This is a genomic window from Aliivibrio sifiae (genome assembly GCF_002954715.1).
Lineage (GTDB): Bacteria > Pseudomonadota > Gammaproteobacteria > Enterobacterales > Vibrionaceae > Aliivibrio > Aliivibrio sifiae.
Genome location: NZ_MSCP01000001.1, coordinates 96,366 through 111,224 on the forward strand (window position 1 = coordinate 96,366; position 14,859 = coordinate 111,224).

Genomic DNA, 14,859 nt, shown 5'->3' on the forward strand with positions numbered 1-14,859 from the left:
GGTTAAGTCTTTAGAGACGTATTTTTATTCAAAATACGCAGGAAACTAAAGAGAAAGGAAAGCTTTCATTTGATTCAGTACTTTTTCTGCTGTTAGTTGGTCTTCCATTTCAGCAAAAATTCTTAGCAATGGCTCTGTTCCTGAGAAGCGAGCAATAACCCACCCACCATTTTTGAAATAGACTTTCGCCCCATCTTCATAGCTTACTTTTTCTATTTCATATTCAAATTCTGGTAGTTGTTTTTCAATATAAATTTTATTGTACAGTGCTTCTTTTTCACTTGATTTAAAAGTACAGTCGCCTTCTGCTGTATAGGCATAACCATATTTAGCATAAATTTCATCAAGCATTTCAGAGAGTTTTTTACCTGTCACACTGATCATTTCAACAAGCAAACTTGAAGCAAATACACCATCTTTACCTTTAATGTGGCCACGAATAGTTAAGCCACCCGAGCTTTCGCCACCAAGTAAAGAATCATCCGCTTCCATTTGTGAGCTGATGTGCTTAAAGCCTACTGGAACCTCAAAGCTTTTTTCACCGTGATCCGCGGCAACTTTATCTAATAAATGAGTGGTTGCGATATTGCGCACAACAGAGCCTTTCCAGCCTTTGTACTCAAGTAGGTAATAGTAAAGTAGCAATAGCACTTCATTTGGATGAATAAAGTTGCCTTTCTCATCAATGATACCTAAACGGTCAGCATCACCATCAGTGCCGATACCAATATCATAGCCATCATGAGCAACTAAGTGCTTTAAGCGATATAATGTTGCTGCGTTAGGCGATGGCATTAGACCACCAAACGAAGGGTTTTCACCGTCATTGATAACATCAACATCACAACGAGCACTGATTAATACGGTTTGTAGAGCATTTTTTGCCACGCCAAACATAGGATCGATCAGTACACGTAAATTCGCTTTTTTAATGGCTTCCATATCGATAAAGTTAACGATGGAATCAACGAATGCGTTCATTGGATTGATAATTTCAATGCAACCGTCGTTTAATGCTTCTTCAAAATCGACACTGCTAACATCTTGCTGTGTTAGGTGAGCAACTTGTTGTTCAATTTTTTGAGTTATGATTTCATCAGCATCGCGTCCGCCTTCAATAAAGACTTTAACGCCATTGTAATCCGCAGGGTTGTGAGAGGCGGTAATACAAGCTGAATAAATACATCCCATCTCTTTTGCTTGGAACATAACGATAGGTGTTGGAACGAATCGGTCAATAAAGCTGACTTTAATACCGTTTGCCGCGACGACTTCCGCAAACCATTTACCCGCCTTATCTGAAAGGAAGCGACGGTCATAGCCAATGACAAAGCCTTTTTCTTGTGCTTGCTCATTGATCATAATATTAGATAACGCTTGAGCGACAAGGCGTACATTATCTTTAGTGAATTCTTCACCAATAAAAGCGCGCCATCCGCCAGTACCAAATTGAATCATTGTAAATTCCTTTTAGAGTAAGGAGCTTGCTATAAGCTCCTTACTTTTATCATTTAAATTAAGCGTTAATTAAACGTACTTAACCCATGATTACGATAACGTCGTTCACACTGCCTTCTGCTTGAACAGGGACTGCGCCATTAACTTCTTCGCCATTAATCGTGATGGATTGAACGCCTTTACTTACTGAATTCGGATTCTTAACTTGAATGTTGTAAGACGCTCCACGCCATTGACGTGTCACTGAGAACTCTGGCCAATTTGTTGGGATACAAGGGTCAATTGTTAAGCCTTCAAAACCAGCGCGTACACCAAGAATAAAGTTAGTTACCGCAAAATAAGCCCAACCAGAAGTACCAGTTAACCAAGGGTGGTTTGCTCTGCCGTGATCTTGGTGGTCTTTACCCATAATGAATTGAACGTATGAGTATGGTTCAGCTACGCGTTTTTCAATTATCTCATTTTGGTTGTATGGGTTTAGTGCATCGTAGAATTTCATTGCACGGTCACCACGACCTAATTTTGCTTCAGCTACCCAAGCCCATGGGTTTGGATGAGAGAAGATTGCGCCATTCTCTTTTACGCCTTGGTAAACACGAGTCACAAAACCGATGTCATCATTTGGTGTTGAGAATGAAGGTGAGTTTAGGTGTAAGCCGTATTCAGAGAATAAGTTCTCATCAACCGCGTCCATTGCTTTTTCGCCACGTTCTTGAGATACCGCGCCGGATAAAACAGCTAGCGTGTTTGATTCAAGATGCACTCTACCTTCAGTTTGTTGAGCGGTACCAATTTTTTCGCCATCTTTAGTTAGACCACGGATATACCAACCGCCTTCTTCATCCCAAAGGTGAGTTTCACATGCTTCGCGCACGTTAGCTGCCATTTCAGAATACTTAGTTACATCAGTATCATTGTTGCGGAATTTTGCTAAATCTAGGAACTCTTCTAGTGCCCAGAAGTGTAAGAATGAAACCATTGATGATTCGCCACCGCCTAGGTTTAGACAGTCATTCCAGTCAGCACGTAAACCTTTACAAATACCAGTACGGCCAACGTATTCAGCAGAGAAATCTAACGCCGCTTTCATGTGCTCATAAACTGTTGCGTCACCGCCATCAGCGTATGGGATCACTTCGTCGAAGAAAGAGTGCTCACCCGTTTCCATTACATATTTAATGATCGTTGGAACGATCCATAAATGGTCATCAGAACACGTATCTTCAATCCCATGGATCTTATCGTCATCCGATGGAGTAGGGACCACTGTTGGTGATTTTGACGGAACAACATCTGCTTTTTCAGGATCGAACCAGTCTGGATCAAATAGGTGTAGACCGTAACCCGCTTTAACTTGGCCACGTAATAAGTCAACGATACGTTTACGTGTCATTTTTGGGTTAGCGTGAGGTACAGAGATCGCATCTTGAGCCGTATCACGGTAACCAAGACCTGTACGTCCACCCACTTCGATGAATGAAGCAAAACGAGACCAAACTACACAAGTTTCAGCTTGATACAGTGTCCAAGTGTTGATCATTGTATCCAAACCTTCGTTTGGTGATTTTACTTGGAATTTATCGCAACGCTCACTCCAGTGATCTTTAATCTCTTGGAAAGCGGCATCAACATTAGCTACATCTTGGTATTTTTGACGTAGACGCTCACCATTGCCTTTACCTAGACCAAGTACGTAAGCAAAACGAACTTCTTCACCCGGTTGGATGGTGAATTGCTTATGAAGTGAACCACAGTGGTTGTAACAGGTTTGTGCTGAGTTAGAGCATTGACCTTTTTCAACTGCAATTGGATTTGCTTCATCACGGTATGCGCCTAAGAAGCTGTCACGTTGACCGTCGTATGAGTCAGGATTAAACGTAGATGCTAAGTAGTAGAAACCTTCAAAATCATTGGTGTTGTAGTAAAGATCGTATTCGATCACGCCTTCATTGTAAGACGTACCAGCTGAGTACAATGACATTTGGTGGTTTTGGTTATCTGATTGGATATGGCTGAATGAGAATTCAACAAAAGAGAATGCAGAGATAACACGAGGCTTATCGCTAGTATTCTTAATAACCACATCCCACACTTCAGCATCTTCACCTTTTGGTACAAATAAGGTTTTAGTTGCTTCAATGCCGTTGTAATCACATTTGAATTTAGAGTAAGACAGGCCGTGACGAACTTCATAGCTTGCTTCATCTAAGCTTTTTGCAACAGGCTGCCATGAGATAGACCAGTAATCGCCTGTTTCATCATCACGAAGGTAAACATAGTGTCCAGGGCGATCAAATGTGCCGTTTGGACGGAATTTAGTAACACGATTATACTCAGGAGAGTTATAAAAAGAGTAACCGCCAGCATTGTGAGAAATAACCGTACAGAATTTCTCTGTACCCAAATAGTTAGTCCATGGTGCTGGTACGTCAGGGCGTGTGATTACATATTCACGGTTATCGTTATCAAAAAAGCCGTATTTCATTGTTTTATCCTTAACTAAAATACTAATAATTGGGGTGACTTATGGTTGACGGAAATTAATACCCTGACGTGTTAGGGTTGGTAATCGTCCATTTAACCTTGATAAAAAGTCTGTCCAGTTTCTGTGTTGTTTTTGTGTCCACATGCCTTCAGACATCGCTAAAAGGCGTGGGAAAATCATGTAGTCCATACGCTCTTGGTTATTGATGATTTCACACCAAAGCGCGCATTGAATGCCAAGAATTCGTTTTCGAATAGGGTCGTTATCAGCAAGTTCTGCTAATGGTTCATAATTATAAGCGCCTTCAAGAGGAAGAACGCTAGCCCAATCAACACCAGGTTCTTCTGGGGAGTAATCTTGAGCCATATCTAAATACGTTGTTTGTCCTGGTTGAAGAACGACATCAAAGCCTTGTTTTGCACAATTAAGCGCAGCTTCTTCACTTAACCAAGAGTAAATAACGGTATCTTTACTTACTTTGTTTCCATGTTGTGCTTCTTCCCAGCCCAACATTTGCTTACCAAGCTGTTTTAATTTATTTTCTGCATGGCGTAATAGGTGCCCTTGTAGCTCTACTGGGTCTGTATAGCCTTGTTCTTGCATTAATGCTTGGCATTTTGGGCTGTCTGTCCAAACGCCTTTTGGTACTTCATCTGCGCCAATATGAATAAAGGGAGCAGGGAATAGATCAGCAATTTCTTCTAATACAGTATCAATAAAGGTGTATGTTCCTTCAATTGCCGGAGATAAAACATTATCGGTGTAATGTTGAATACTGCGGTAGTTTGAGTAATCGTCTTTATCAACTAATAAATGAGGTAATGCTTTAATTGCTGAACGGCAGTGTCCAGGGATATCGATTTCAGGAATAATAGTAATACCGCGCATTTCTGCATAAGCGATGACTTCTTTTATTTCTTTCTGAGAATAAAAACCACCGTGTTTTTTTGCTACGTGAGTATATTGAGGTTCAATTATTTCCTCTGGCCCACGCCAAGCTCCGATGTCAGTTAATTCTGGAAACGCTTTAATTTCAACACGCCAGCCTTCGTCATCAGTTAGATGCCAATGGAAAACATTAAATTTATATTGAGCTAATTGATTTATTAGTCTTTTCACTCGCTCAAGAGGATGAAAATGGCGAGCACAATCAAGCATCATGCCGCGATAATGAAATCGAGGTTGGTCTTTAATCTTGGTGCATGGGATTTGCAAAGTATGTTCATTTATTAGCTGCAATAATGTGGCACAAGCGTGGGTAAAACCTTCATTTGACCCTGCCTTAATTTTAATTACTTTTTCAGCTACGGTAAGTTGATAGGCTCCTTTATCTAACGTTGGGTTGGCAATAAATATAATTTGGCCATCAGCATTAATAGGATGTTTTTTTGATGTGATCGATTGAAGCTCTTCACTTAACCAAGTTGCAGCCCCATCTGCTAGATGAGTTTGGATTTCGAGTGAAATATCATTTAAATCAAACAAACCATCAAGACGTTGAACTGATTCTGGTTTTGGAATTAATGATAATTCAGCAGGAGCGACTCTTGGTATTTGAGTTCGTGCTGTATGTGGTGACGCTAATACTATTGGAGATATTGAAACCTCCAAAAATTGAGGTTTTTCGCTATCGGCAATGAATATAGCAGCATCATCAAGACCATCAGAAATAAAACGAAAAGGGGCGGTTCCAATACTGAATTCTACGTAATAATGGTTATTGGCTTTTAGTATTTGGTTAGCATTTGGAATGAGCTTACAGAAGCTACCGATTTGTTCCAAAGTCCCTTGTGTATTACTGTGCGGAGCTATGAAGCGATCAATCGTAAAATGAAATTGCCAATGATGAAGATCCACATCGCTTAAATTGTGTAACGTTAAGCCAAAGCGGCTTAGATTGTCTTTTTCTGACAGAACAACAAGATCTACACGATAATCCATCATCTTTTCCTTATAAAATGCTAGAACAGGTTATGTTCTGCTTTTCCTGCCATCATGATGCCACCTTCAATAGCATCACATTGTGGTTGAACTAAATACTGGCGAATAGAAGGGGATAACCATTCAATAATGCGTTCGCCAATACTTCCCATTAACGCAATTTGTGTTGCGCCTTTTTTATTTAAAGCAGTTAAGAACATTTCGATATCGCTAGCTGTTTGTTGTAACAACTCAATAGCAAGATCATCTCCTTTTAATGCAAGAGCGAAGATAGTTGGAGAAAACTGTCCATAATCACATGGGCGAGCCGTTTTAGACCAATCAACAATGCTATCGATATCATGATTAAAGTGCGCCAATACATGTTCGGTTAGAGCTGTCATAGGTTTTATACCATCAGAAGCCAAAAGCGTATTTTGAATTAAATGGAGGCCCATAATTGCTCCGCCACCTTGATCAGATATTGGGAATTCTCGACCACCAACAACATGTTGCTGAGCATCTTGGATGTAGATACCACAAGAGCCAGTTCCTGCAATCATGATTGCTCCATTTTTGCCTTTATGAGCACCTAAACATGCGCCGTAAGCATCTGTGTTTAATGTCATTGAGGCAAAAGGGTGTTTCAATTGCATAAACTCATGCCAAGCTGATTTTTGCTCTGCACCAGCAAGGGCAAGACCAACGTGCATTGTGGCAAAATCATTTTCTGATAATTTACTTTGTGCTGCCGCTTGGGTAATCGCAGTAATGATTGAATCCATTGCAACTTCAATACCTAATAAGATATTTGCACTGCCGCTTTTCGCTTCTCCTAATAAGTCACCTTGTGAATTACGAATACGAGCGCGACAAGAAGTACCACCACCATCAATTCCAACATATAAATAGGTCATGATTATTATCCTTGTGTCGCTTGATAAGATGATTGAGTCATAATTGCTAATAAATACCATGCGCCGTGAGGGATCCATTGTTCCCCCCAACGCCAGTTTTGTAGCATATCCTCACCGTGTGGCGCAGGATTGAAAGCGATATCTTCTTCATCGTCAAAACCACCTGTGATGCCATTACAAACACCACCTTTAGCATTAAAAAAACCAAGCTGAGGAAGGTAATCAGGATTGTTATGACCATGGCCATCTAGCATGCACATATCATAAGGATTTAATCCTAATACCCAGTTCAAATTGTTCTGAGCAAAGATCTCTAATTTCTGTTTAATATCAGCACAAATAATATGAGGTAAGACTAAATAGCTCATACTTGCCAAAGAACCTAGGCGAGCATTCTCTCCTTGCCACCAATAACCAGACTCATTGTCATGGGCAACAAAAAAGGCACTGCGTTTTTCGTCATTAACAGGCTTAACGTACTGTCTTGGGTAACCAAATGGATTGAATGTTTCTGAAGAGATAGTTAATTCAAATTCAACAGCTTGAGTAATAACTGTTAATGCATGCGCACGGCGACTATTATCTGATTCGATTTCTAAATACTGCGAAAGCGCGATGGCTGGAAGCCCTGCCTCTGCTGCGTGAAAATAAGGGCGTTCGCCATTTTGAGTCGCTGACCAGAAATTGCTTTGTTGTTCATCACTTTGCTGACGAGCTGATAATCTTTCAGCCCATGAACGAGCTTCAAGTAAAAATGCATTATCTTGAGTCGCTTTAAATAGTTCGATAACAGCAAGAAGAGCACAATATTCATCAATAATATTTTCTTCGCCATTATTTAAATAAGTAAGGTTATGCTCTTTTAAGTGCCAATAGCCTTTTGTTGCTGTATTTAAATAGTTTTCACGAGTGAACTCACCATCAATATCTAAACGAGAAGCGGAAGCAAGAGCTGCAATTGCAATGCCTCCACCTTGGCGGAAGCCCGCTTGGTAATCATCAGATTTAAGACCCTCTTGAGTAGCGTAAGCGCAGATATCACGTTGATTAATATCTTTACTCCACTTATCAAATACGGTCATGTAAAAGAAACCTGCCGGATTTTGCATTCGAACTAAAAAGTCAGCACCAAACAATGCCTCTTCCTTAAGGCGTGTGCGTGAGAATGCTGCAAAATCCGATAGGTTGTGAGTTAATTCAAGTCCTTTTAGCATATTCCAAACGACCATCGGAATTTGCTGAGGGTTTAGGTAATTAGCGTAAGAAAGGTGACTAAAATATTTACTCACATCACCAGAGGCATCGTACCAACCACCATGAACATCGACGGTTTCATCACTGTTTAATACAGACGCATTTTTATCTTGCTTGTCAAAAATGCCACTGCAGCGTTGAGATTTAAAATAATGTAAAACATCAGAAAAGGTGTTTGTCATTAATAAATCAGTACCGATAGTGAAAGGATGAGAAACTGTCTCGTCAATGACTAAAGTAAATTCACCTTGTTGTGTAAAGTCAGAAAAATCGATTTCTGAAAAATACCCTTGATGCCAGTTTGCCACTTGGAGTGATGAAGAAATAGAAAACTGATGTTTTACCTGTTGCGTTTGAATACAAACAATTTTTCCTAATAGCTCTTTATTAAGAGGCGTGTCAGTTAATAATACGGCTGACTTAGGGCCATTAAATTCGTAACCAATGTGGTTTGTTAACAGTTGCATCTATTTCTCCAAAATACCAATTACTGCTGTTTGAGGTTAACTTGTATGAAATTAATTTTCGTACAGGTAACAACGAACAAAATGGTTGTCTGACAGTTTTGTTACGCCAGGCATACGTTCTTTACATTTTTCAGTTACGTGAGTACAACGACCTGCAAATGGGCAACCTGCTGATTCTGGTGTCCAAAGAGGGATCTCGCCCTTATTACCTTTCAGTTTGGTATGAATCGATTTGCTTGGATCGGGTACTGCTGATACTAATAGTTGAGTATATGGGTGTTGAGGATCGTGAATGATCTCATCAGTGTCACCCCATTCAACCATATGTCCTACATACATTACCGCCAGGTCTTCTGCGATATAGCGAGCCGTTGCAATATCATGAGTGATGTAAAGTAGAGACATTTCTTTCTCAAACTTCATCTCTTCCATTAGGTTAAGAACACCAGCACGGATCGAAACATCAAGCATTGATGTTGGTTCATCAGCAAGAACTACTTCTGCGCCTACTGCAATGTTTCGAGCAAGGTTTACACGTTGACGTTGACCACCAGAAAGTTGGTGCGGGAATTTAGCCGCCGTTTCTTTTGGTGGGATCAAGCCCACTTGCTCTAGAAGATCATAAACGCGATCTTCTAATTCTTTTTGGTTACCAGAAGTCACTTTTTTATGAATAAGAAGTGGTCGAGCAATGTGATGAAAAATATTATGGGTTGGGTTTAAAGAACCAAACGGGTCTTGCCATACCATTTGCACGCCTTCACGATATTTCATGAGATCATTTTTCTTAACGATATCTTGAATATCACGGCCTCTATATTCGATTACGCCGTCTGTAGGTGCGTACATTTTTGCGATCATTTTTGCTGTGGTGGATTTACCTGAACCGGATTCACCAACAACAGAAAGACCACGACTTTTGTACATTTTGAATGATACGTCGTTGATCGCTCGCATCATTGGGTTTTTAAGTGCGTTGCTACTTACAGGGAAATCTTTAACTAGATTTTTACCTTCAATCAGTAGTTCGCCGAATGCTTTGCTCATAATTTACTCCAGAAAATCCGTTTTATGCTTTTGCTTGTGCAATTGTTTCACCGTATAGGTGGCAATTTGACAAGTGACCAGGCTCAATCTGACGAAGCTGTGTAGGAATCGTACGACATGCTTCATGTACACGATCACAACGAGACTGGAAGCGACAACCTTGCGGTATTTCTAATAAATTAAGAGGGTTCCCTGGGATACCTGTTAATTTTGTTTTTGGTCCCGTTAATGGTGGGAATGAACTGCCCAACCCTTTTGTATATGGATGGTAAGGAGAGGTTAAGATCTCTTTTGAAGAAGCAACCTCGATCAACTCACCTGAGTACATGATCCCAATGCGATCTGAGAACTCAACCATTAGTGATAAATCGTGCGTAATGAATAATATTGAGAAACCAAATTCTTCTTTAAGCGCATAAATTTTCTGTAAAATTTCACGTTGAACAACAACATCAAGTGCCGTTGTTGGTTCATCCATAATGATCATTTTAGGGTTAAGCGCTAATGCAATAGCAATAACCAAACGTTGACGCATACCACCAGAGAATTGGTGAGGGTAATCACTTAAACGACTTGGGTGAATATCTACTATCTCTAATAGGCCTTGAGCACGAGTAATCGCTTGTTCACGAGTCATGGTGGTATGGCGCATGATCACATCACAAAACTGTTCTTCCATCGGAAGTACAGGGTTTAATGCGTTCATGGCACTTTGGAATACCATTGACATCTCACTCCAACGGAAAGCCTGCATTTGTGGATCGCTATATTTTAAGATGTCTTGGCCATCAAATATAACCTCACCACCTGTGATGAATGCTGGCGGCTTATGCAGGCGCATTAAAGAGAATGCAATTGTTGATTTACCACAACCTGATTCACCAGCTAGACCAAAGACTTCACCTTTACCGATGTCAAAACTCACATTGTTTACAGCACGCACATCACCTGATTCAGTAATGTAATCCACACACAGATTGCGGATAGAAATTTGTGGGTCAGTCATATCAATCTTCCCTGTTCCAATTTAATACTGGTTTAGCTAAATCTGGTTTACGTTCATTCGTATCTTGGGTTGCTAATTTTTTCCAGCGTTTCATTCCTTTGTGAGAACGAAGTTGTGGGTTAGCGATTTCATCTACTGCAAAGTTAAGCATTGCAAGACCTACAGCTAGAATAGTCAGTGCCATACAAGGAGCTATTAATTCCCACCATGCGCCAATTAAGATAGATGAAGACGTTTGTACGTTGTACAGCATGATGCCCCAGCTAATCGTACTTGGGTCACCTAGACCTAAGAATGAAATTGTTGCTTCCATCATGATTGCGTACATTACTGAACCGATGAAACTTGCACCTACAATTGAGATAAGGTTTGGAAGAATCTCAACAAAGATGATGCGCCATGATGATTCACCTAATACCTCAGCAGCTCTTACAAATTCTTTTTCACGTAATGCTAAGGTTTGAGAGCGAATTACACGTGCGCCCCAAGCCCAGGATGTACACCCTATTATGAGGGCTATGGTCATAGGACCAGCTTCACCAATAAAGGCGGCAAGAACGAACAGTAATGGATACTGAGGAATAACCAGCATGATGTTCATCGCAGCCGTTAATATGTCATCAACTTTGCCTCCGAAGTAACCAGCAGAGATCCCGATAACCGTTGCTAAGAAACACACAACTAAACCAGCACTAAAACCAACTGCTAGTGATACACGAGCGCCATGAGCAAGTTGAGACCAAACGTCACGACCCATACGTGTTGTTCCCATTACGTGGTCTGCTTTTTTAGACATCAATAATGTACGACGGTCGGTCGCTAAGTTTTCAGAAACCCAACCATCAGGATTGTTTTCAGCAGCATTTACTACAAAACTTGGGTATTCATGTGGTTTACCTGTGCGTTTATCTGGAGCATGGTCGCTAAGGAATGGTGCGAACACAGCAACAAAGATAAACATGAATAGGATACCTAAACCAAACAGTGATTTAGGGTTACCAGAAAGAAGTTTAATTAAGCCTTTCATTATTATTTTCCTCCCTTGCGTAGGCGAGGGTCTAGAACAACGTATAACATGTCAGCAAGAAGGTTAAAGAACAGCATGAACAGAGTCATGATAAGTAGCTGACCTTGAAGAACTTGGTAGTCACGAGACGTAATTGCATTAAATAATACTGAGCCTAGACCTGGGTAGTTAAAGATAATTTCAACGATAAGTTGACCACCAATAGCCATACCAAGAGACATAGACAGAGCGGTAACACTTGGAAGCATTGCGTTACGTGCTGCGTAGTTAAATACAACTCGGTTTTCGCTTAATCCCTTACCTTTAGCCATGGTGATGTAATCTTCACCTAAAAGGTTAATCATGTTGTTACGCATGTTGATTAAGAAACCACCAATTTGGACGATTGAAGCACAGATCAGTGGAAGAATTGCATGGTAAGCAACATCTTTTATGAATACCCAGCTAGTCCAGTCAGGAATAACTCCAGGAGTATACGCATACCCTGTTGGGAACCATTTTAATCCGACAGCAAAAGTAAACATGGCAAGCATCGCGATAACAACTTGTGGTACCGCTTGAATAACTAGCATCCCTGGAGAGATAAATGTGTCGTATGCACTGCCGCGTTTCCAAGCTGCAAAAATGCCTAAGATTGAACCTAAAGAGAAAGAGATAATAACTGCAGTACCAGCTAAGAAAAGAGACCAACCAAATGCGCCGCCTAATAGTGTATTTACACTTAGAGGGTAGAATTTGATAGATGTACCTAATTCCCAAGTTAGAATGTTTTTGATGTAGATAAAGTATTGTTGATAAAGAGGACCATCAACAAAACCAAGTAGTTGTTTCATAGCTTCGATACGCTCAGGAGTTACCTGAGTGGTGGCATTCGCAAACATCATGACAACAGGGTCACCAGGCATTGCTCGCGGAATGATAAAGTTAATCGTTGCAGCAACGACCAACGCAATAAAATAGAACGATAAACGTCTTAGAAAAAATCCCATAACTCACACCTTACTCATCCAGATATTATTTGCCTGACCTGGAAATCAGGACGTAAAATCCCCTGACGACAAGCGCCAATCCTTTAGCTAGTAGGGAAGGGGAGAATAGGCGGTGCACAAGATATGCACCGCAAAGGCTTACATATTACTTAACAGGTTTTAGGTCAAGAACGTGTAGAAGACGCTCAGGAATACCAGCCCAGATGTTTGGACGGCCCTTAGGATTCTTCTCATTCCACCAACCAGTGAAGCGTTTTGTATTATATTGGTACATGTAAGCACCTGACATAATAGGAAGTGTTACTTGGTTTTCAGCAATGATTTTCTGAATACCATGAGCTATTTCAATTTGCTCTTCTTTGTCAGCTGTTTTGTAGAAGCTATCAAGTAGTGCATCTAGTTTCGCATCTTTGAAGTAATGCATTGCGAAACGAGGCATACCGTCACCTTCTTGTAGTGCTGAGTTGTATGCACTGTTCCAGTATAGGTGTGGATCCGCTCCGTGGAAGTAGTTAGTGTAAGCTAGGTCGTATGTGCCTTCTAACATCGCTTGGTTATAAACTGCGAATTCAGGTGTACGAGCTTTTGCTTTAATGCCAACTTCATCTAACTGCTCAACAGCAAGTTGTACTGTGTTGTTAAAGTCAGTCCAACCATTTGGAGATTGAATTAGAAGTTCAAATGATTTACCTGATGGAGTATCAACATAGCCATCGCCATTCACATCTTTAAAGCCAGCTTTAGCTAGTTGTTTCTTAGCGCCTTCAACATTGTAAGTATTAAATTTCTTATACTTATTATGAATCGCTTCATCAGACCATGCTTCAAATGCATAGCCAAGACCTGATGCGAAATCATTTACAGTACCGCCGCCGTAGAATGCGATATCAATGATGGTTTGACGGTCAAGAGCCATACCCATAGCACGACGGAATTCAACGTTTGTTAACGCTTCATTTTTAGCAGCATCTGGGTTTTTGAAGTTAACCATTAATGCTTGTGTACCTGATGGCGGGTACCAGTATTGGTGGCTAGGGCTTGCTGATGCGTAAGTACGATCGATGTCAGGAATGAAAGATGAAGTCCAATCCAACTCAGAGTTTACGATTTTACCAAGTAGTTGGTCATTGTTCGCAATTTGAGGAACACGTAGACAGTCAACATCTAGGTTATCATTATCCCAGTAGTTAGGGTTACGACACTGAATGTAAAGTTGTGGTGTAAATGTATCAATTTCAGTGAACGGACCTGTACCAACTGGATTTTCATTGGTGAACGTTGTTGGGTTTTCTACTTTAGACCAAACGTGTTCTGCGACGATTGGCACTAGAGAAATTTCATAAGGTACGTTTGAATTCGCTTCTGATAGGCTGAATTTTACTTGGTATTCATTTAGACGTTCAACTTTTGTAACCCACTTATTGATACCACGTTGATCAAGCTCTGGCTTGTCTTTCAGTAACTGATAAGAATAGATAACATCGTCAGCAGTAAATTTTTCGCCGTCAGACCATTTAACGCCTTTACGAATGTCAAAAGTAACACTCATCAGGTCATCAGACATGCGGAAGTCTTCTGCAAGACGCATTACTGGCTCATTACCATGCATTTCATTAAAGATAACTAATGGCTCGTAAACAAAATCTGTTGTTGTACGAAGGTTAGTTGCAAGGTATGGGTTAAAGTTTTGAATCATTGTAGGGTAGAAATCAGGTACTACTGTTAGCTCACTTCGTGCTGCTGCATCCGTAGCTGCAAAACCCGTTGTTGCTGCAAGTACTGCAGCAGCTAGTGTAGTTTTTTTAATATTGGCAAGCATAGCTGTTCCTTACTCTTTGCTTTATGTTTCACTATATATACGTATTTAACAATTTGATAAATACACATTGAGGCCTACCTCAAATTCAGTTTTTTCCAGAACATCTTAAACAGTTGTTGAGTGGTCTGTAGGCCTTGGGCATGTATAGGAAACCGTTTTATCACTAAAACGTCAATTTCGATTCCCGTTAAAAACGGCAAAATCCCTTTTTTTAACGTTAAAAACGTCATTATTGATATTGTTGATTGTTTTTTGCTCTGTAAAGTCTGTGTGACACCGCTCCCATGAATGATGAACTGTATACCTCTGTGTTAGTAATTACTTACACCCATATTCTTTTAATATAATGTCTTTTCTATTTTACTCGTGAATAGTGATAGTGATCACTTGTGATCTGTATCGTTAATTTTTTTGCTAAAATTATCACTTTAGATTTGTTGTGAGTGGCTTCTCATTATGATGACAAAAGT

10 protein-coding genes are annotated in these 14,859 nt (G+C 40.3%); all 10 read right to left on the reverse strand.

Annotated elements, in window-relative coordinates:
* Positions 1 to 45 precede the first annotated feature (45 nt).
* Entirely contained in the window at positions 46 to 1,458 is a 1,413-nt protein-coding gene (locus BTO23_RS00425) for a phosphoglucomutase/phosphomannomutase family protein (RefSeq protein ID WP_061005875.1), read from the reverse strand.
* A gap of 79 nt (positions 1,459 to 1,537) precedes the next feature.
* Entirely contained in the window at positions 1,538 to 3,943 is a 2,406-nt protein-coding gene (locus tag BTO23_RS00430; RefSeq protein ID WP_105062787.1) for a glycoside hydrolase family 94 protein, read from the reverse strand.
* Positions 3,944 to 3,982: 39 nt separating this feature from the next.
* On the reverse strand, positions 3,983 to 5,884 hold the full coding sequence (locus tag BTO23_RS00435; RefSeq protein ID WP_060994152.1) for a beta-N-acetylhexosaminidase: 1,902 nt from the start codon (positions 5,882 to 5,884) through the stop codon (positions 3,983 to 3,985).
* 20 nt (positions 5,885 to 5,904) lie between these two features.
* Positions 5,905 to 6,780 carry a glucosamine kinase nucleotide-binding domain-containing protein gene (locus tag BTO23_RS00440; protein ID WP_060994151.1) on the reverse strand — a complete coding sequence of 292 codons (876 nt, stop codon included), beginning with the start codon at positions 6,778 to 6,780 and terminating at the stop codon, positions 5,905 to 5,907.
* Between the two features lie 5 nt (positions 6,781 to 6,785).
* Complete coding sequence (locus BTO23_RS00445) at positions 6,786 to 8,501, reverse strand: glycoside hydrolase family 9 protein (protein WP_061030650.1); 1,716 nt, start codon at positions 8,499 to 8,501, stop codon at positions 6,786 to 6,788.
* Between the two features lie 51 nt (positions 8,502 to 8,552).
* A complete protein-coding gene (locus tag BTO23_RS00450) occupies positions 8,553 to 9,548 on the reverse strand; it encodes an ABC transporter ATP-binding protein (RefSeq protein WP_060994149.1) in 996 nt (331 codons plus the stop codon).
* 22 nt (positions 9,549 to 9,570) lie between these two features.
* Positions 9,571 to 10,554 (reverse strand): ABC transporter ATP-binding protein, encoded by a 984-nt coding sequence (locus BTO23_RS00455; protein WP_060994148.1) that lies wholly within the window; start codon positions 10,552 to 10,554, stop codon positions 9,571 to 9,573.
* Between the two features lies 1 nt (position 10,555).
* The gene (locus BTO23_RS00460) at positions 10,556 to 11,581 is read right to left on the reverse strand and encodes an ABC transporter permease (protein WP_060994147.1); all 1,026 of its coding nucleotides are present in this window, start codon (positions 11,579 to 11,581) and stop codon (positions 10,556 to 10,558) included.
* Between the two features lie 2 nt (positions 11,582 to 11,583).
* Positions 11,584 to 12,570: an ABC transporter permease gene (locus BTO23_RS00465; RefSeq protein WP_061005870.1), complete on the reverse strand. Its 987-nt coding sequence runs from the start codon at positions 12,568 to 12,570 to the stop codon at positions 11,584 to 11,586.
* Between the two features lie 145 nt (positions 12,571 to 12,715).
* Positions 12,716 to 14,389: an ABC transporter substrate-binding protein gene (locus BTO23_RS00470; RefSeq protein ID WP_060994145.1), complete on the reverse strand. Its 1,674-nt coding sequence runs from the start codon at positions 14,387 to 14,389 to the stop codon at positions 12,716 to 12,718.
* Between the last annotated feature and the right edge of the window lie 470 nt (positions 14,390 to 14,859).